The organism is Peribacillus simplex (genome assembly GCF_001578185.1).
In the GTDB taxonomy this organism is placed as follows: domain Bacteria; phylum Bacillota; class Bacilli; order Bacillales; family DSM-1321; genus Peribacillus; species Peribacillus simplex_A.
In genome coordinates this window covers 1865999-1885478 of record NZ_CP011008.1, presented here as the reverse complement: position 1 = coordinate 1885478, position 19480 = coordinate 1865999, and the positions used below count along the sequence as shown (strand labels likewise).

19 protein-coding genes are annotated in these 19480 nt (G+C 38.1%); 8 read left to right on the top strand and 11 right to left on the bottom strand.

Annotation, left to right across the window (positions count from 1 at the left end):
* Positions 1 to 22 precede the first annotated feature (22 nt).
* Positions 23 to 841 carry a TIM barrel protein gene (locus UP17_RS08895; RefSeq protein ID WP_061462588.1) on the bottom strand — a complete coding sequence of 273 codons (819 nt, stop codon included), beginning with the start codon at positions 839 to 841 and terminating at the stop codon, positions 23 to 25.
* A gap of 517 nt (positions 842 to 1358) precedes the next feature.
* Between UP17_RS08895 and UP17_RS08890 the strand changes: the two genes are divergently transcribed.
* A complete protein-coding gene (locus UP17_RS08890; RefSeq protein WP_061462587.1) occupies positions 1359 to 2849 on the top strand; it encodes a DHA2 family efflux MFS transporter permease subunit in 1491 nt (496 codons plus the stop codon).
* Positions 2850 to 3073: 224 nt separating this feature from the next.
* On the opposite strand, the gene UP17_RS08885 is transcribed toward UP17_RS08890, so the two are convergent.
* Positions 3074 to 4525, bottom strand: a complete 1452-nt coding sequence (locus tag UP17_RS08885) for an IS1182 family transposase (RefSeq protein WP_061466006.1) — start codon at positions 4523 to 4525, stop codon at positions 3074 to 3076.
* A gap of 317 nt (positions 4526 to 4842) precedes the next feature.
* On the opposite strand from UP17_RS08885, the gene UP17_RS08880 reads away from it, so the two are divergent.
* Positions 4843 to 5424, top strand: coding sequence for a YitT family protein (locus UP17_RS08880; protein ID WP_061462586.1), 582 nt, complete (start codon positions 4843 to 4845; stop codon positions 5422 to 5424).
* Positions 5425 to 5689: 265 nt separating this feature from the next.
* Here the strand turns inward: UP17_RS08880 and UP17_RS08875 are convergent, their stop codons facing one another.
* A complete protein-coding gene (locus UP17_RS08875) occupies positions 5690 to 5977 on the bottom strand; it encodes a hypothetical protein (RefSeq protein ID WP_155727280.1) in 288 nt (95 codons plus the stop codon).
* Between the two features lie 258 nt (positions 5978 to 6235).
* Between UP17_RS08875 and UP17_RS27450 the strand changes: the two genes are divergently transcribed.
* The 4 genes from UP17_RS27450 (at position 6236) to UP17_RS08870 (ending at position 7886) form a co-directional block, all read left to right on the top strand.
* On the top strand, positions 6236 to 6388 hold the full coding sequence (locus tag UP17_RS27450; protein ID WP_155727279.1) for a hypothetical protein: 153 nt from the start codon (positions 6236 to 6238) through the stop codon (positions 6386 to 6388).
* A complete protein-coding gene (locus UP17_RS28470; protein ID WP_208857051.1) occupies positions 6345 to 6695 on the top strand; it encodes a hypothetical protein in 351 nt (116 codons plus the stop codon). The genes UP17_RS27450 and UP17_RS28470 overlap by 44 nt, the downstream gene beginning before the upstream one ends.
* A gap of 23 nt (positions 6696 to 6718) precedes the next feature.
* Entirely contained in the window at positions 6719 to 7297 is a 579-nt protein-coding gene (locus UP17_RS28465; protein WP_155727278.1) for a hypothetical protein, read from the top strand.
* A 190-nt stretch (positions 7298 to 7487) separates the two neighbouring features.
* Positions 7488 to 7886, top strand: coding sequence for a DoxX family protein (locus UP17_RS08870; protein WP_061462584.1), 399 nt, complete (start codon positions 7488 to 7490; stop codon positions 7884 to 7886).
* A 108-nt stretch (positions 7887 to 7994) separates the two neighbouring features.
* On the opposite strand, the gene UP17_RS08865 is transcribed toward UP17_RS08870, so the two are convergent.
* The 4 genes from UP17_RS08865 to UP17_RS08850 form a co-directional block, all read right to left on the bottom strand.
* Positions 7995 to 8615: a class D sortase gene (locus UP17_RS08865; protein WP_061462583.1), complete on the bottom strand. Its 621-nt coding sequence runs from the start codon at positions 8613 to 8615 to the stop codon at positions 7995 to 7997.
* A gap of 1 nt (position 8616) precedes the next feature.
* Positions 8617 to 10026 (bottom strand): processed acidic surface protein, encoded by a 1410-nt coding sequence (locus UP17_RS08860; RefSeq protein WP_061462582.1) that lies wholly within the window; start codon positions 10024 to 10026, stop codon positions 8617 to 8619.
* A gap of 230 nt (positions 10027 to 10256) precedes the next feature.
* On the bottom strand, positions 10257 to 10973 hold the full coding sequence (locus tag UP17_RS08855) for a hypothetical protein (RefSeq protein ID WP_061462581.1): 717 nt from the start codon (positions 10971 to 10973) through the stop codon (positions 10257 to 10259).
* Between the two features lie 14 nt (positions 10974 to 10987).
* Positions 10988 to 12097 carry a mandelate racemase/muconate lactonizing enzyme family protein gene (locus UP17_RS08850; protein ID WP_061462580.1) on the bottom strand — a complete coding sequence of 370 codons (1110 nt, stop codon included), beginning with the start codon at positions 12095 to 12097 and terminating at the stop codon, positions 10988 to 10990.
* A 104-nt stretch (positions 12098 to 12201) separates the two neighbouring features.
* Here UP17_RS08850 and UP17_RS08845 point away from each other — a divergent pair, with 104 nt between their 5' ends.
* On the top strand, positions 12202 to 13461 hold the full coding sequence (locus UP17_RS08845; RefSeq protein WP_061462579.1) for a hypothetical protein: 1260 nt from the start codon (positions 12202 to 12204) through the stop codon (positions 13459 to 13461).
* A gap of 88 nt (positions 13462 to 13549) precedes the next feature.
* Here the strand turns inward: UP17_RS08845 and nhaC are convergent, their stop codons facing one another.
* Positions 13550 to 14971 carry a Na+/H+ antiporter NhaC gene (nhaC, locus tag UP17_RS08840; RefSeq protein WP_061462578.1) on the bottom strand — a complete coding sequence of 474 codons (1422 nt, stop codon included), beginning with the start codon at positions 14969 to 14971 and terminating at the stop codon, positions 13550 to 13552.
* A gap of 1370 nt (positions 14972 to 16341) precedes the next feature.
* Here nhaC and UP17_RS08830 point away from each other — a divergent pair.
* Positions 16342 to 16806, top strand: a complete 465-nt coding sequence (locus tag UP17_RS08830; RefSeq protein ID WP_061462576.1) for a hypothetical protein — start codon at positions 16342 to 16344, stop codon at positions 16804 to 16806.
* Between the two features lie 266 nt (positions 16807 to 17072).
* On the opposite strand, the gene UP17_RS08825 is transcribed toward UP17_RS08830, so the two are convergent.
* The 3 genes from UP17_RS08825 to UP17_RS08810 all read right to left on the bottom strand — a co-directional run bounded on the left by UP17_RS08825 (position 17073) and on the right by UP17_RS08810 (position 19138).
* Entirely contained in the window at positions 17073 to 17267 is a 195-nt protein-coding gene (locus tag UP17_RS08825) for a hypothetical protein (RefSeq protein WP_061462575.1), read from the bottom strand.
* Positions 17268 to 17394: 127 nt separating this feature from the next.
* A complete protein-coding gene (locus UP17_RS08820; RefSeq protein ID WP_061462574.1) occupies positions 17395 to 17916 on the bottom strand; it encodes a GrpB family protein in 522 nt (173 codons plus the stop codon).
* A gap of 508 nt (positions 17917 to 18424) precedes the next feature.
* Positions 18425 to 19138 (bottom strand): SDR family oxidoreductase, encoded by a 714-nt coding sequence (locus UP17_RS08810; protein ID WP_061462572.1) that lies wholly within the window; start codon positions 19136 to 19138, stop codon positions 18425 to 18427.
* Between the last annotated feature and the right edge of the window lie 342 nt (positions 19139 to 19480).

Genomic DNA, 19480 nt, shown 5'->3' with positions numbered 1-19480 from the left:
AGAGTTCCTCCAAATTAGATGATTAAATTCCCAATTCCCTAACTTTTTCAATTGACTTTTTGATTGCATCTATTGGATTTTGATAATAATTTGATCCCATAATCTCTAAAGTACAACTTCCTTTGTAACGATGGCTTTGAAGGCTTGTTAAATATTCCCTCCAATTTAAAACCCCATCATCCAGTGCCAAATGTGCATCTGATTGACCATCCCCGTCAATTAGGTGAAAATGGCCTAATTCGGGAAGGAAGGAATAGTACTCATCAGGTGTTTCACCCGCCAGATGCATGGAAACCGTATCTATCATTCCTTTTAATGAAGTAGATTGGATTTCCTCTAACATTTTCTTCAGCCCTTTTGAGTCGATTACCAGATTGGATTCATACTTTGTCAATGGCTCTAAAACAAGAATCAAACCTTCCATCTCAGCTACTTTGGTTAATTGAAAGATTGAGTCACTTGCATATTTCCATGATTCCTCTTGTGAGACAGAAAAGTCCCCTATTCCAGAAGTGATAAGCATCATGTTTGTGTCTAACTCCAGCGCGGCATAAAGATTTTCCATAAAATATTCCATGCTTTTTTTTCGCCAATGAGCATCCGAGGATGCAATGTTATAAGGATAGATACATTGTTCGGGGGTATAGCAAATGATTTTCATATTTCTAGACTTAAGTTCCCTTCTCAAACTCCTTATATTTCCTAATATGTTTCGATAAACATACAAATGCGGCTCCCCACCCCATAACTCAATGCTATTAATCCCAAGGTTGTCCATGCAATCCAAAAAATAATGAAAAGGGAAATGCCTAAAAGTTATATTCATCCCCGCAATATTCAATTATTTCACCCCCTCATAATAACTTTTATTTGTTATGCTCTGTATTATAATCAACCAGTACATTGATTGCAATGATTATTTTGAATATTAAAAATATAATCATTCACAAAATACGGAAAAGTCGTGATTTTATTGTTCAACATTAATTAACTATTTTTTAGTGAATACGAATGGTAGAATGTTAAAGTACTATACCTAGTGAACAAATTTCTCTGGTACATTTTAAGTATTATATTAGTGATTATTGTTTGAAATATGATATACCTGTAGAATGGATGTTAACCTGGGGGATTTCCAAGAGATAATGTATCCTGAAATATTGTAAGTGAGTGGTTAATAAAGAATAAACACCTCAAAAAAGCCGTAATTGAGGTGAATCTCCTTAAATGCTGTATTTTACCGGAAAATATATTGTGGGTTTACACTAATACTTCGTGAGACGAATTAGTTTCTAAACTTTTAAAAATAGCAGGCAGTACAATTTGTACTATCCTAGCGGAAAGGACGTGTCATAATAATGAATCACGACAAAACAGCCATCACTAAAGTACGTACAGGTCCCATGTTTGCGGTGATACTGGCTGGTGCTCTAATCGCTTTCTTAAATCAGACTTTAATCAATATCGCATTGCCTCAATTAATGAATCATTTTGACATATCAGCTGCAACAGCTAATTGGCTTACAACTATCTTTTTATTGGTTAATGGGATTGTCATCCCGATTACCGCTTTCTTAATGGAACGATTTAATACAAGACAATTATATCTAGCTTCGATGGGACTCTTCGCCTTAGGAACTTTTTTATGTGGAATTGCCCCCAGCTTCTCCGTCTTATTGATCGGACGTGTCGTTCAAGCTGCAGGTGCAGGGATTCTATTCCCTTTGATTACAAATGTAATTTTCACTTTATTCCCTCCTAACAGACGTGGATTTGCAATGGGCATCTTTGGTATCGCGATGAATTTTGCCCCAGCCGTAGGACCGACGTTATCAGGATGGATTATCCAAAATTATTCTTGGCGAGTACTGTTTTTTATCATTTTCCCATTTGCCCTGCTTAACTTTATTTTTGCAATTTTCATCATTAAAAATGTAGGTAAAACCAGCCGACCCGAACTCGATAAAATGGGTGTTATTCTATCCACTATCGGATTCGGCGGAGTTCTATACGGATTTGCTACAGGCGGTACCAAGGGGTGGGACAGTTTCGAAGTCCTGACTATGTTCCTTGTTGGAGGAATCAGTTTAGTTTTATTTGTCTGGAGGCAATTTACTGTAAAGCATCCAATTTTGGAATTTAGAATTTTTCGGTATCGGATGTTCACTTTAACGACAATCATCAACATCATCGCAACCATGGGTATGTTCTCTGGCATGATTATCATGCCAATCTATATGCAGAACATTCGTGGGTTCACTCCGATGGAATCCGGTTTAATGCTATTGCCTGGCGGGATTTTAATGGGGATCATGTCCCCTATCACAGGTAAGCTGTTTGATCGATTTGGTGCGAGATGGCTTGCGGTGAGCGGACTTGCCATCACTATCATTACAACCTATCTTTTAACGCGGCTTCAAACAGATACGTCCTATTCTTATGTGGTGTGGGTATATACCATTAGAATGTTCGGAATGTCGATACTGATGATGCCTATCTTCACAGCCGGATTAAATGAATTGGCGCTTAGCCTAAATAAATACGGCACAGCAATGGTCAATACATTGAGAATGGTGGCAGGTGCTGTTGGCATGGCATTCTTTGTGTCCATCATGACAAACCAAGGAACGAAACATGTTCAGGAAATCTTATCTCAAAGGAACATATCACCGGATAATACATCACAAATGGCGACGGCCATTAAACAAGGCAGCGTAATGGGAGTGGATGATGCATTCATGATAGCAACAGGTTTGACCATAATTGCATTCATACTGGCCTTTTATATACGGCAAACTTCACCACAAGAAGATACCATTACAAATCGCCTATCAAAAAAAACATCTTGAATTAAAAAGGCTAAATCCAACCTATTTTCCAAGGTATAAAAAATTCTTTTATTATTAAACTGACTTGCCCCAAGAAAACAAGGCAAAAAAAGAGACTCTTTTAGTGAGGCTGCTGAAAAACTCACGTTTTTCTAACTAGTACGGTAAATCAAACTAAAAAAAAGACAATTCTCATTCGACACTTGAATGGAAATCGTCTTTTTTTGCTTCTGTGTGTCACTTTTTTAGGCCATTAATTTCAATATTCTTTTCAAGTTAACGGTGAAAATAGCCATTGCTCCTTGTAATTCCATGCCAAGTAGACCCGAGGATTTTGCAACATCATACCCGTGTCTGTGTTTCAATTCACTGTTTTTCGCTTCTATTTTATAACGTTCTTTTGATTTTTCTTTAAAATACTCACTTTCCTGGAATGTAGCCTGTTCTGTATGTTCATTGGATTTAATACTGACAGAATAGGTCTTGCTTTTCGCTCCTTCTTTATAACAGCCCTCTTTTAAGGGACAAATCTTACACTTTTCTATATCGAAGTAATAGGTATCTGTTTGATTCGTCGCTACATCTTTTTTGCCCTGGCGAGCTTTCCTGATAGCCAAATGCCCAGCCTTACAAACGTACATTCCTGCATCCTTATTAAATTGAAATTCCTCTTCCTTCTTCCGGAATCCCTGTGTAACAGAAGGATTCAATTTTGCGACTAGTTTAATGTTATTTTCTTCACTGTATTCAATATTTCCCTTCTCTGAGTAAGCTGTATCGCCAATCACGGTCTCAATCACCATACCGGCAGCCGTGCTCTTTTCAATTAATGCCTTTAATTCTTTACCGTCCGTTTTTTCACCTGTAGTGATAGTCGCAGCTGTAATGATTCGTTCCTCACTCATCGCAATATGTGTTTTGTATCCAAAGAAAGAAGAGTCAGCACTCTTGTGGCCAATCTTGGCATCTTGGTCTTTGGAGATCCTTAACTGTTCGATATCATCGGATACCGTTTCCTTTAATAGATTTAACTGCTCTTTTACCTTTGGATATTGGGTGATACGCTCTTCTGTTTCCACTACCTCGATGAGCTTCTGGCAATAAGTAATTTCATCCTGCAATACATCAGTAGTGGTTTTGGATGGGAATTTATTTTTCATCTCTTCATCTATCGAATAGATTACTTTTCTTAATCCTTTAGATTGGTCCATCAATATTTCTTTTGGAGTCTTATGATTGTATCTGGCTTTCGTGTGGGTGGCATCCACAATAATCGTTTTGTTTTTAATGATTTCCTTTTCAATCGCAATCTCAACGGTTTTATGAATGAGCATATCCAAAAGGTTTATGTCTTTTAAACGGAGCTTTCGAAATTTCGTTAAGGAGCTAGGGTCAATAACTGGATCTTCTGGAGCAATGCCGAGGAAATATTTAAAGGACATGTCATACCTGGAACGCTCAACTATATCCACATCTGATAGGTCATGAATGGTCTTGAGCAGCAAATATTTAAACATACGTATTGGATCGACAGCATTCCTACCGTTATGAAGACAGTAGTTGTCCCTCAATTCTTCCAACACAAAAGAAAAGTCAATAAGTTCATTGATCTTGCGTAACATGTTATCCTTTGGAACCACTACATCATAAATGGCCATATATGGACTAAAAACCATAGACGTTTGTTTTTGAATCATCGTAATCACCCACATAAATTTATTACCTTTGATTATAAAACAAAAAAAGGTAGATTTCCTCAGAATAAACTGAGAAAATCTACCTCTATTGGCCCGAAGGGACTTTTTCAGTGCCCTCCTTTTAGTGTCTCTTTTTTTTGCCCTAATTACATCATGGCCTCAACGAGAATGCCTTTATTTTGATTAGCGTACTCCCATGTGAATTAAAAATATCTTATGAAGAACAAATAGCAATCGTAATTCCCAATCAGCTAAGTATATATTTAGATTCCTCTCATATATTTTAAGATAATGATTTGGACAAGGGGAATTTTTTTATGAAAAAGTTTGTTACATTGCTTTTTTCAAGTTTTTGCATTGGAGTAGGTCTTAACTTATTTATTATCCCCATTCATCTAATAAATGGCGGGATATTTGGCATAAGTTTATTAATCAAATATGTTTGGGGAATCCAGGTTGGACATACTATGATCATGATCAACATTCCCATATACCTTCTATCTCTTCTATACGATAAGACTTATTTCTTTAAAGCCATCCTTGGGTTAGCGTTTACTTCAACCATTATTGATTGGCTAACACCACTAAACGGTTTGGTTCATCTACCGATCATAACGAGTGCCATTATCGGTGGAATGACGATTGGGATTGGTGTTGGTTTTATGCTGAGACAACATATTAGCCCTGGTGGAGTGGATTTGCTAGCACTATTAATCTCAAAAAGCACAGCAACTAATCCAGGAATTGTTATTTTTATTATTGATTCACTAATAGTAATTGCGGGAATTATTATATTGAAAGACTTAAAGTTAATGTATTCCATCATCACGATTTCCTGTATCGGGTTATGCGTCATTTTAATCAATTCTTTTAAGTCAATAAACTTTTTTATAAGATAAAGCCCTACCTAAAATTGCTGCAACAGGGTCAATTACAGTGTTCGCAATTTTACACTATTCATATCTGCAACACTTTCAGAAAGGCAAAGCTATTCAACCTTAAAATTACCTCAATAAGGCAGTGCTAAAGTAGGCACTGCCTTTTACAATAATGTAACTCCAAAATTACCTTAAGCGGTGGACTTTTGGACTTTCCCTTATGAAATTAAAAATCTGTGAGTAAAGTATTCTATTACACCAAGTAATATTCCTACAATAATTGCTCCTATGAAAGTGATTGAAGCATTCCATAATAGATTGAAAGAAAATGCCCAATCAAAACGGTAGCTACAAAATCCGCTCCAACACCCATCCATAAAGTTCCACTTTTTAATATGAAATATTCCATACCACCCCCGACAATCGCTAGTACAAGACCAATAATAATTGGTTGCCAAAGAGATGAATAATATATACCGGCACAGAAAAACCCGAAATTGGGCAAACCATAATCAAGTATATCCCCCCTTTCGATATACATTTTGCCCGGAATGTAATGAAATTTCCGCTCCATAAAAAACACGCTGTAGTTATACATTACATAATGGAGATTCTTTCAGCCTTTCCTTTTTATACTTCTTGATTTTTTTGATTCACGCTCTAGGTAAGCTGCTCTTACAGCTTTAGAAAAAGCGATTCTTAATAAAGAATCGCTTTTTCGATAAATTAGGGTTACTGTTTTATGCAACCCTCACTAGACTGAAGAAATTTGCGACACTCCTGCCGAATAACTGGCAAGCTGAGACCCAGGAGTAGCTTGCAGCGGGAAGGCTTGGCAGACAGTCGCACGTTTACTCGTGAGTTCGCGCCGTTTACTCGTAGGATTGGCTGTTTTACTCGTCAGTTTTGGCTATTTACTCGTGATTTCGGCATGTTTACTCGTGAATTCAGCATATTTACTCGTGATTTCGTGCTGTACCCATGATTTCGCACATTTACTCGTGAGTTCGCGCCGTTTACTCGTGAGTTTGGCTGTTTTACTCGTGAATTTTGGCCATTTACTCGTGAATTTGGCATATTTACTCGTGAATTCGTGCTGTACCTATGATTTCGCACGTATACTCGTGATTTCGCGCCGTTTACTCGTGGGATTGGCTGTTTTACTCGTGAGTTTGAGCTATTTACTCGTGATTTTAGCTGTTTTACTCGTGAATTTTGGCCATTTACTCGTGAGTTTGGCATATTTACTCGTGAATTCGTGCTGCACCCATGATTTCGCACGTTATTCGTGATTTCGCGCCGTTTACTCGTGAGTTTGGCATATTTACTCGTGATTTCGTGCTGTACCCATGATTTCGCACGTTTACTCGTGATTTCGCGCCGTTTACTCGTGAATTTTGGCTATTTACTCGTGATTTCGGCATATTTACTCGTGATTTCGTGCTGCACCCATGATTTCGCACATTTACTCGTGAATTCAGCATATTTACTCATGAATTCGTGCTGCACCCATGATTTCGCACATTTACTCGTGAATTCAGCATATTTACTCGTGATTTCGTGCTGTACCCATGATTTCGCACATTTACTCGTGATTTCGCGCCGTTTACTCGTGAATTTTGGCTATTTACTCGTGATTTCGGCATATTTACTCGTGATTTCGTGCTGCACCCATGATTTCGCACATTTACTCGTGAATTCAGCATATTTACTCATGAATTCGTGCTGCACCCATGATTTCGCACGTTTACTCGTGATTTCGCGCCGTTTACTCGTGAATTTTGGCCATTTACTCGTGAATTTTGGCCATTTACTCGTGAGTTTGGCATATTTACTCGTGGATTCGTGCTGCACCCATGATTTCGGCTGTGGACTCGTTGGAGCGGATTTCTGAAATCAACAGAATATTTCTCAAGAAAAAACTGTAGGCAAACAGGAGTTTTCTTCGAATCTGTCTACAGTTAAGCGATTCTTCAAGAATCGGGCCACGACTGTTAAAGTTCAATAATTTTTTATAGATTGCATTAAAAAAAGGAATGTGGAATATGATTAAAATGTCAATCTAAGGGAGGGAATGAGAATAAATGAAAAAAACAAAAATTATATATTGGATCTTTACAGGGCTTTTGGTGGCATTAATGGTTTTGGGTTCTATTCCGGATATAATGTCTGCTCCCGATGCAGTCGCTTTATTTAATGATTTAGGTTATCCTACCTACCTCCTACCCTTTATTGGAATTGCAAAATTATTAGGTGTCGTAGCAATACTTATTCCTGGCTTTCCAAGAATCAAGGAATGGGCTTATGCCGGTTTTGTATTTGACTTGACGGGTGCTATGTATTCAAGCATATCAGTGGGCGACCCCGCCAGTGGATGGCTGCTTTTCATTATCGGATATATTTTGATAGCCGGCTCTTATATTTACCATCATAAAATAATAAAATCCGCTACATCGTGTACTTTGAGCAATAAGAATAGCTAAACAATATAGTGAAATATCCTTTCAACTTTGATTTGCTTTTTAAATAGAATTTGTGGAAATAATATTATTAGAGCCCCAATAGGATTTCCTTATTGGGGCTCTAGATGATTAACTTACTGTTTTTGAAGTCAAATACGCGACAAGTATATAACGTTCAGGTGCTGACCCGATATAATCAAAAGGATAACAGGTACTGACGGTAAGCGTTGCTCGTGGCTTTGGTACGATTACGGTACGATCATCCTCATCTACAATTCGAACTTTGTTGATTTTGTATGTGAACTCTCCTGCCGAGGTTTTTACAATCAACAAATCTCCTTCACCTACTTGCCCTAGTTTACGGAATACCGTATCTCTATGACCGGAAAGAACGGAATTGTCATTTTCACCTGGCAGCACACTTTCAGCAAAGTGACCAACGCCTTTCTCCAATTCATCCTCGTTTGTTCCATGGAAAATGGGGAGTTTTGCTTTTAGTTTGGGTATATACAGTTCCCCGATTTCTTCACCCGTTTTAGGGCGGACAGGATATAGCTCTTTCTTTGTTGTTTCATTTCTTGGTGGTTTCTGTACAGTTTCTTTTACTTGGCTACTTGGAGCATGAGTCTTGTAAAGAAAGTAGCCTTTTGCAAACTTATACATATTGGATGTGGTAAACCAAACCCCAAATAAAATGATAGCAATTGTACAAGAAAGCAGAAGTAACCGCTTTTTCTTAAATTGTTTCATATTAAGCTTTCCTTATTTTTCGATACATCAAGCTCCCGAACAAGACAATGAATAGTCCTAAAAGGGCATTAGGGATATAATCGGAAGCGGTCTTTGGAAGTTTAGCTCCTTTTACCGTATGATGTTCCGATTTCTTAATATTGCTGATTTTTTGTTTTACTGGTTTAGCAACTGGTGCCTTTTCAATGGTCCTTGTCACTTCTTTAGCAGAATCCTTTAATTGTTGGCCCGCATTAGTAAGAGTGTTAGAATCGACCATTTCACCCGTAATCAAAAGATCAGCCAAGAACTTCCCGTCAGTAGTGTATATGGCTATTTTCAAGTTAGCACCCTTCAATTCTTCCAATTTCATTAAATCCAAAAGGGATACAGGTGATTCCGAGCCGCTTTTCACAAGGGAATAGGATGCTTTTAGCTTAAAGATGGAAAGTAGTTCTTCATAGATAGATGCCATTTCAGCTATCTGTCCAGCAGTAAGCTCGGTTGCTACATCAAAATCCTCGAAAGCCATCATGCGGTTGCCCAATTCTTCAAGTCGCTTGACTGTTTCCGGATCTGAAAGATGATCTTCCAAAGTTATTAAATGGTCTTCAAGTCGCTGTAGTTCCTCTTCCGTTAGACCGAGATCCCCCTCGAAAATAGGCAGAAGATCATCGGCAACTTCTCCTTCCAAATCCCCGCCAGTAATGGTCCAAACAGTTTCTTCAAGATTATCTATGTATATATAATCGTTAAAATCTTTACCATTTTCCTTTAGCAATTGAAGCAGTGGTTGTTTATCCAGTCCATAATTCTCATTAAAATAATCTAAGTTGCTTAGGTCTGCCTTTATGACGTCTCCTAAGAATTCGCTAAGCTCTTCGACAGATTCAAAGTCTTCAGTACTTAAATCATAGGTGCCTAATGATACTTCGATATCTTCCTTTGTTACTGCGAAGCCTCTTTCCTTGCTGACCTTGGTTAAATATTTGACTAAATCTTGGTCAAAATTTGGATCCTGTTCAAAATCGCCCTCTTCTGTATAGAAATAAACAGCTTCATCCAGATCCCAGATAAAGATATAATCGTCGAGTTCTTCGCCATTTTCGTGTAATAGTTTAATTAGGCCTTCATTAGTTAGGTTATAATCTTCATAAATGGTATCTAAATTACTTGAATCTGCTTTAATAACTTCACCTAAAGTTTCTTTAAGATCATCAATAGATTGAAAGTCTTTAATATTTTCATCATATGTAGCAAGAGAACTTTCAATATCATCCTTCGTTACTTCAAATCCCCTTACATCGCTTACCTTTTTTAAATACTTTGTAAGTTCCTGCTCAAAATTATTGCTTGGAGCTGCCGATGCTAATTGCGGGAACAAGCTAATTAACATCGTAATTGAAAGTAAAATGGTCAACAGTTTTTTCATACTTTTCTCCTATTCATAACGTTTCTATATTTCTAGAAAATTATAAAGTATTAACCATAACTTAACAACGAGGTTATTTCTTCCAATTAGCAAAAATGATATTTTACTTACTTTGCTAAGAAAACCTCTTTTTGGGGAGGTTGATGCTAAAAAATAGCACCTCCAAGTGTAAGATTTTACCTAACACTTGGAGGTGCAGTCCAGTAACAAACGAGAATTACGAAGTGATTTTAACTCGTATTCTTACTGCCATAAAAGACTAACTGTTTTCCTTCCTGTTCTTCCATTTTGAATCCACGCCAACCTTTTGCGAGTATTTCTTGCTGGGCTGCAATATCATTCATCTCAATGAACTGGATTTCCTGCCAATGAGATGCGTCCACTTCCGACAATTCCTTGACAAATACATAACGCATTTGCCCCCCATATTTCTCCTTTAATGCTGCAATCTCCATTCCCTGGGCAAACTTATCCTTCAAACTTGGGATGTTAAAAGGCGCAACCGTACAGCATACATATCGGTAAGTTGACTCGTGATTGTTCAGCTCCTTCATGATTAATGTTGCAAGTGTCTGTTGCAGTTTATTTCCTCTGTATGCAGGGAGTACGTTTGAAATTTCCTGATAGATAACATTCGACAGCTCGTTTTCTGTCAATCCGATATCTCTACCTAGATGATCCTCATCAATAGGAGGAGCCAGCAACGCCCGGAACGCAATTAATTCTTTACAAACGAATGCTCCAATCATCAGTCCATTTCCTTCTAGAATATATTGAAACTCTTCCTTGGTAAGCGGTTGAAGCACACCATTATCGTTCAAATGTTGAACGATCTGTTCTTGGACTTGCAATATATCGATTAAATCCTCCAACACTAATTTTCTGACCTCAAACCGCTTGTGATGTTCCCATTCCTTTTTGATGGTTCCCTCATAAATCAATTCCAAAGTGGCTCCCCCTTTTATCGGATAACATCCTGAAAAACAGTTAATTCAACTAGCGTTTCTTCATTTATCTGCACACCTAATCCTGGGTTTTCAGTCAATCTTATATATGGCACATCATAGAATAGATTTCCAACATCCCTTGAGAATTTCAATGGACCGGTGAGTTCTACGCTTGTGATCACTTTCTTGGAAAAAGCTACATGGAATCCTGCTGCAGATCCAATAGAAGATTCAACCATCGAGCCTATCTGGCATTCTAACCCAGCAAGCTCCGCTTGGTGGGCAAGCTTTACCGCAGGATATATGCCACCGCATTTCATCAGTTTAATATTTACTTTATCGGCTGCTCGTTTCTGGATAATTTCACGCATTTCCCGGGTGCCCTTTAACCCCTCATCAATCATCAACGGGATCGTAGACTTCGATTTTATTTCAACCATTCCATCGATGTCATCTGCAGCTACCGGTTGTTCAAGCCAATCAAGCTCGCATTCACGCAATTGATCAATCGCTATAAGAGTTACCGCACTGTTCCGCCACCCTTGATTAACATCTGCTCGTATTGCGATATTCTCACCCACACGGGCGCGCACAGCTTGAATACGTGCCACATCCTCACTGACATTGGTGCCAACCTTCATTTTAAATGACTGATAGCCCTTATCGGCCATAGCAGCCGCTTCTTCTGCCATTTTTTCGGGAGAGGCTATACTTAAGACATGGGTAATCGGAAACTCATCATGATAACGCCCCCCTATTAACTGGTAGACTGGCTGCCCCAGTTTCTTACCCATGATATCAAAGCAAGCAATATCGATAGCCGCCTTAGCTGTAGGGGCTCCATAAATCGTTTTGTCCATCAAATCATGTAGACTTTCGATTTCAAATGGATTCTTGCCTAACAGTATGGGTCCCAGCGTATTTTTCAACACCTGGTAGGTCCCTTCCAATGTCTCACCTGTCACATGTTCGTCTGCCACACCTTCCCCGTACCCAACAATCCCTTCAGCCGTCTCTATTTTTACAAGAATCGATGGCATAAATTTGTAGGTATGGTAACTAACCACAAATGGCTCTTTAAGAGGCAGATGGATCGCATATAGGTGGATCGCTGTAATTTTCATTTCTAAACTCCCTTTCGATTCACAAGATTGTCCGAATTTGATATAGTTGTCGTTAATACACCGTTATTTAGGAATACATTAGCTCATTCACCTGGAGGTTAACAATGAATACAAGAATTGCTGTCATTGGTTCCACTGAATTTATCGAAAGAATTGAATCCATAACATCGGAAATTGCTGAAATTGACTTTGACGCCTATATATATCAGAAACCTACTGAGGCGGGTCTGCTTATAAAAACTCTAAAGCCGTGTGATGCTGTGTTGTTTTCAGGGGCGTTGCCGTACTATTTTTCAAAAAAATATCATGAGCATCTTCCGGTTCCTTCTTTTTATTTAGCACAAGATGAGATGTCGGTCGCTTCTTCCTTACTATCCGTGCTATATCATAAAAAAATCTCTCCTCACCGAATTTCCATCGATGTTAGCCAAGCCTCCATTGTCACGAACGTATTAGCTGACCTCGAAATCGAGATGGATACAAGCTACATTATGGATTACCAGGAAATGCTTAAGGACTCATTTGACATTTCACTGATCACTTGTTATCATCAAAAACTTTGGAAAGATGGTTTCATTGATCTTGCACTAACAAGCGTACATTCTGTATTTGATCAACTGCAGCTTATTGGTGTACCTGCCATGCGCATGGTTGATCCTCAAAGTTCCATCTTTAAAGCACTGCAGGATATTAAAGCCCATACAGACCTAATTAAAAGCAGGTCTTCACAAATTGCCGTTTGCTATGTCATATCGGAAGAAGCGAACGCTCATGAACTGGTAGATGGGTTGGCACATGAAATTCAAGCCTCCGTCCAGTTACTTGAAGACTGCCATTTCATACTGTACAGCACCCGTGGTGATATCGAATCATTGATGAACAGAAACGGGCTGAATCATTTTTTTGCCCAATTACAGAAAAAGGGCACGATTGGTTTCGGATATGGTTCAACTATTATGGATGCAGATCGACATGCAAAGATTGCCCTCGGTTTTGCTGAAAAACATAGTGATGACAAATGCGGATACATTTTCACAGAAGACAAAGATTTGCTTGGCCCGTTTCCACAGCATGCTAAACAGCAACGCTTGAAAAACGATCATCCCGAACTTCTTCAGGTGGCCAAACAGACAAAATTGAGCCCTGCAAACATATCTAAAATCATCCAGTTCAGTCATTCCCGCCAATCCATCCAATTCACTGCTGCTGAACTAGAGGATTATTTACAGGTGACCCGTCGTACCACAGAAAGAATTCTAAAAAAACTATCCGATCATGGTCATGTGACCATCGTTGGAGAAGAAATGACCTATTCAAAAGGGCGTCCCCGAGCTGTTTATGAACTTAATTTGCCAGTATACTAAATCCAAAGAAAAGAAAGGTTCTCGTTGAGGGAACCCTCTTTTCGAAGGGCTCCTGCTTTGGAGCATGTCCCATTAAAAGTTCGGCAAGTTATATTGGAAGAGTTGCTTCCTCTTCTTTCTTGATACTTTGAATTTCAGCTTCTGTCAATTTCGTAATTGTAAAGCCAGTCATCGCATAAATGATAGAAATAACCGGGATGATAAAATTCAGAATCGCATATGGTGCATAATCGAATGCATGCACACCAAGTGTAGCTAAAATAAATACTCCGCAAGTATTCCAAGGAACAAATACCGAAGTCAATGTTCCGCCATCCTCAAGTGCGCGGGATAGGTTCTTCGAGTGTAATCCTTTATCACGATAAGCTTTTACATACATACGTGAAGGAATCACGATGGAAATATATTGTTCCGAGCATGTAATATTCGTCGCAAAGCATGATAAGACCGTTGATGCTACGATACTTCTTGATGTTTTTGCAAATTTTAATATTTGCTTTACGATCGCTTGAAGCATGCCTGTATTTTCAAGGATTCCACCAAATGTCATCGCAACAATGGTCATTGACACGGTGTACATCATTGAATCCAATCCGCCGCCGTTAAACAGCTTGTCGACCATTTTATTGCCCGTATCAATCACGAAGCCGCTTTGCAAAGCTGCTATTGCATTAGCCACGTTGCCACCTTGTATGAAAATTTGTGATAAGAAACCGAGCAAGACCCCTATTATCAATGCTGGAATGGCTGGAACCTTTTTAGCAACAAGAATAATGACGATTAACGGAATGATCAATAGGAATGGGGAAATGACAAAGCTATCCTGTAAAACACGGATCGTTTGTTCAATATTCGCAGCATCCATATCTCCTTTCCCAAAATCCCTCCCAAGAATGGCATACACGACCAAGGCAATGATAAAGCCCGGAATCGTGGTGTAGAGCATATGGCGAATATGCACGAATAAATCTGTTCCTGTCAGCCCGGATGCAAGATTCGTCGTGTCTGAAAGCGGTGACATTTTATCACCAAAATATGAGCCTGAAATAATGGCCCCAGCAATCATTGGCGCAGGTATCCCCATACTTAGTCCAATCCCCATCCCAGCAACACCGATAGTCCCCATAGTTGACCACGAACTACCGATAGCCAATGATACCACTGCACAAATAACCGAGATGCTTACAAGAAAAAACGAAGGTGTGAGGATTTTGAGACCATAATATATCATTGTGGCAACAATTCCTCCGCCCATCCAAGCCCCAATCACCATCCCTACCAGAATAATGATGACGACTGCTGGCAGAGCGAGACGTATCCCCTTGTACATAGACTCTTCAATTTCACTCCACTTATATCCAGAACACAAAGCAACAATAGCTGCAACTGATGTTCCTAAAATAAGTGGAATATGTGGACCCTGTTCCAGCCAGACAACCGTAATTGCCATCATTACAATCATGACGATGAGCGGTATTATTGCAACACCGAATGACATTTCTTTTTTCATAAAGCATCCCCTTTGTTTTTAAGGTTAATTGAATGACTCTAGTATTTTGATAACTATTTAAAAACAAATAATACGTCGTTAAATAGCCGTTAATAGAATCATCATAATATTCCCATGGATATTCGTCAATTATTTTTTGAAAATTGAGTCTCTTTAGAGAATCGTTTGAACATCCCCTATCGTTACCAAACAAAACCCTGCAGTAACAGCAGCAGTTTAAGAATTGATCTTCTAAGTCTTTTAATACGAGAAGACCCTTGCCCCTACATCGGAAAATTTACTTTCTCAAGATAAGGACTTACAATACGAAGCCTACAATCATATTCTTGCATCTACCAAAGAAGAGGTGGACTGGGCTTATGAAGTATGGGAACAATTGAAGTTGGATTTAACACATTCTGATAGCCATCGAGGATCGAGGGCTGTCCAATTTCTTTCTGGTTTGGCAAAAGGTAGCCTACAATCTATATGGAAAATAAGTCTAGCCGGCACTGAGCAAAAAGAGATGGTAATAAAAAGTCTTGTTGATCGGTTTATAAATTGTGTTCATAAAAAAAACTACACCTTAATTCATTTTTGATATCATTCAAGGACTTAGGAATTTGTTTAATGAAATAAAGATGAGGAAATAAAGCAAATCGCATTGGATTTGGTTGAAAAAGAAGAGGATACAAAATATCAAAGGAAGTATGCAACTGATTGGAGAAATACGTAGACAATCTACGGATTTGTTGAATAGTCTGTCATGCTACGAGTCCATACAACCGCATTTGTTAATAGGATTGTCCAAGTGTTAACCTTCCTTCTATGAAGTTATTGACCTAATTTTCACTATAATTATCAACGTGATTGTAATCTCCGTATTAATCATTATTTATAAAAAGAGAAGTAGAGAAGATTTTGGTTTTTTCTTACCCTTTTTTAGCTTAACGATTCCACTATTTTTACGCAGCAACTTATGGTCAATACCTTTATTTTTCATTGCTTATACATATATTGAAATTTTCGCTCCCTATCATTTTCTATGGATGAAAATAATCTGATCGATATAATAATGTTTGCAATAGTCGAAATCGTTATTAGCATAATGAATGTTCATTACTTTAAAAAGATATACATTGAAAAAGCGGCTTTTAGGTGCTTTTTAATTTGACTTCACAATTTTACTCCTTTCTATCAGCTCCATCCACACACCTTAAAGGTATCACGATTCATTCCCAGCAACTCCTTAACATCTTTAATACTAATTCTTCTTACATTTAGTTAAACGAGAAGCTAAAATAAAAAAATTTGCCTCTTATCAGGTTCTTAGTACTAATCTCTTTTTCTCCTAATAAACTTAATAAAATAACTATTTTAGGAGGGGCGCAATGTTTAATAAATCCACGAATAAAAAACCGAATGGTGATAATCCACTTATTTGTAAAATTAATGACGTCACTTATCAAAAGTACCATCTATATAAGAAATCATATGAGCGGGAAGTATTGGTCATAAAAGATTACGGTGAAGATAGCGGTGTTACCAATAAAAGTATTGCGTTATTCGAAGCAGTTAAAGATCAATTTGACCGTTTTAAAATTGCAAAAATTGTTAAAGAAATTAATAAAGACAATATTTTGGTCGATAGCGATCTCATCCTTATAGACAAAAAAGGAAATGAGCTACACCTATCTGGTTGTAGTTGCGGGTATGCCGGAACTGGTTCACAGGGGACAGTTAAAATTTTGAATAAAGCTGGATTCGAGATAGATAGAAGGTTTGTGTTTTGTTCAAAAGGATTCACTCTTTTTCATCCAAATGAAGAAAAAGAACTTTATGGCGAACGTTTATAAGTTCCAATGAATCTAGAATAAATATTGGATCCACTTTAAATGTCATATAGAGATAAGATTCTCTACACAATTGTTGTCAAATTGTGTTCAGCCTGCTATTTCCCTTTTATTATGCAAAAAAGCCTTGGTACTGAGAAACTCAGCAATACCAAGGCTTTAAGGCTATTAGAACAATACATGTATTACATTTATTCACCATAAACCAACAGCTTCTAGTTGAAGTAAGATGCCTTCAAGACAGCTCTGATCATCTGCTAACACACCCGTTAGCTGAATAAAGTTTTTCTTTCATAAACATGAAAATCGTAGTAATAAGGATTTTTGTCGTTCATACCCCCTTTTCCAACAGATACCCCTAAAGATCCGGTACCTGGGACCGAAATTGCTGAAAATATACCCTCAGCGACTTGATTCAGCCGGAAATGCTTTGATCCCTTGAATGTATCCATTCGATTTTTCATGAGTTACCTCTCCTCCTACCTAAAATCACCACTTATTAATGTCACTGGAAATGAACCAAATACATTTATTTCCACTAGTTTATTTTCAAAAATAAAGTAAAGCAATTGTTAATGACAGAAGAAGGTTTTATTTATTTTTTTGTTCTTCTTTTGCTTTTTCAAGGACATTTTGTATAAACGGTTCTTTTGCTTGAGTATATCCAGTTCTGTCTAAGTAATGCTCTACAGCTAAATCCTTTTTTAATTGATGATATTGTTTTAGTACATCAGAATGAGTTCTTAAATAATTTCTAAACAAAATATTATTATTCCAATATCTACTTTCAAACTTGTATATATGTAAATGGTGTGTTCCTGCTCTCCATTGTCCTCTTCTAAAAAACCTCCTTTCTGGAAATTCCTTATGAGCTACAAATTCATACCCTATTTGTTTTAAGGGTTCAATAAATTTGTCCACTTCTTCTAAATTATTAACGCCAACCATTATATCCAAAATGGGTTTTGCTCCTAATCCAATAACCGATGTACTCCCAATATGTTCAATGCAAATATTGTCCTTTTTTAAGACCCCCATTATCTTCTTCTTTTCCTGCCCGTATTCCTTCGACCAATTTGGATTATAATTTTCGATTACAACTGGTTTTTCCATATTCCCCACCCATATCATTTAATAGGAATTATTATATCTTGTCCTTGCACTTAACTGCCCATTTAGTTCTATGAGAAAAGAGCTGCCACAGCCCCCCCCTACCTAATTTCAGCATATACCGTGTATCTCCTAGCTTTTACTATGTCATTTACACTCTTTCCGCGTGTTTCACGTTCATTATTAGCAAAATAGCTCGAGGGATAAATTACGGTATAATTCCTGGGTAATGAGTTGTAGTTGTTAATGAAGCCCATAAAAAAACGCCTTCCTTTCGTATTGATTTCAAAAAAAGAATAGCGTTTTTCTTGTTTTAAGGATAGGATTTTTCCTTGGCTTGATGGACGCGTGGCGGGCTCCCGTCTAATATTACTAATACCATTAGATTCTTTTTGAGGAACGCCGGAAATCCCTTGGGATAACGGCTGTTTGACATTTTTATACTCAAAACACGGCCTTTCAATGAAAAGCCGCTTTATAATCTGATTGAACAAACAATTTTACTGCGGGCTTAAGCTAAAATATGACCGCCTTCCACATGAAGAACGGTTCCAGTCACGAAACTATTTTGGAGCAAGTATAGTACACTTTGTCCAACGTCTTCAGCTCTTCCTATTCGTTTCACAGGAAGTTTGTTTCCCAACGTAGCATAGAAGTTATTGCGAGTTTCTTCTGGCATTTCGCTGCGGGAAGGTGTATCAATGATACCGGGCGAAACGATATTCACTCGGATCGGAGCAAGTTCTAATGCCAAGGTCTGACCTAGATTCGAAACGGCCGCATTGACTGCTCCTAGAATTGATGAACCGACCATCGATTTGTAGGCAACAACCCCAGAGAATAAAATGATCGATCCGTGTGGTAAAATTTTAGGAGCACCGTATTTAGCCGCGTAGTATTGGCCCCAAAATTTGTTTTCAAACAATTGTCGAGCTTTGGCTGTATCTGTTTGGAGGAATGACCCTCCGGATGTTTCTGCCGCGCTCACCACAAGATGGTCGAACTGGCCGACTTTTTCAAAGAAGGACTGAACTTGCTGTTCTTGTGTTGTATCTAGTATTAAAGCCGTAGCTCTATCTCCTAGTTTCTCTTTTGCATTCTGTAATTTATCTTCGGAACGGCTGGCAATAATCACTCCTGCTCCTTGGGCTATTACTTGTTTAGCTGATTCAAAACCAACCCCCGAGCTTCCGCCTATAATCACAACTTTTTTACCTTTTAACATGTTTATACCTCCTCATGATCTTACTTAATAGATTAAAAATTCAATACTTCTTACAGATGTATATCAAGTTCGGATACAAATTTTTCAACCTTCGAATTTTTTTATTACATCATAGCAAGTGAAACCATTCCGAGGAATTTCTGTACTCGATGTAAATGAGACCCGGCACATGATCTATTACCCAACCTCCTTCGGCATTAGCTAGATTAAAAGTGCTGTGCCACCTTTTTGCTTTCGACAACCTTAATGATTAAAGCGAGAATAGCTGTTAGTTGCGAAGGACGCGGATTTCATGACGAATAATCCTAAATAACCTCTCCCTGGATGCGTGGAACGAGGCTG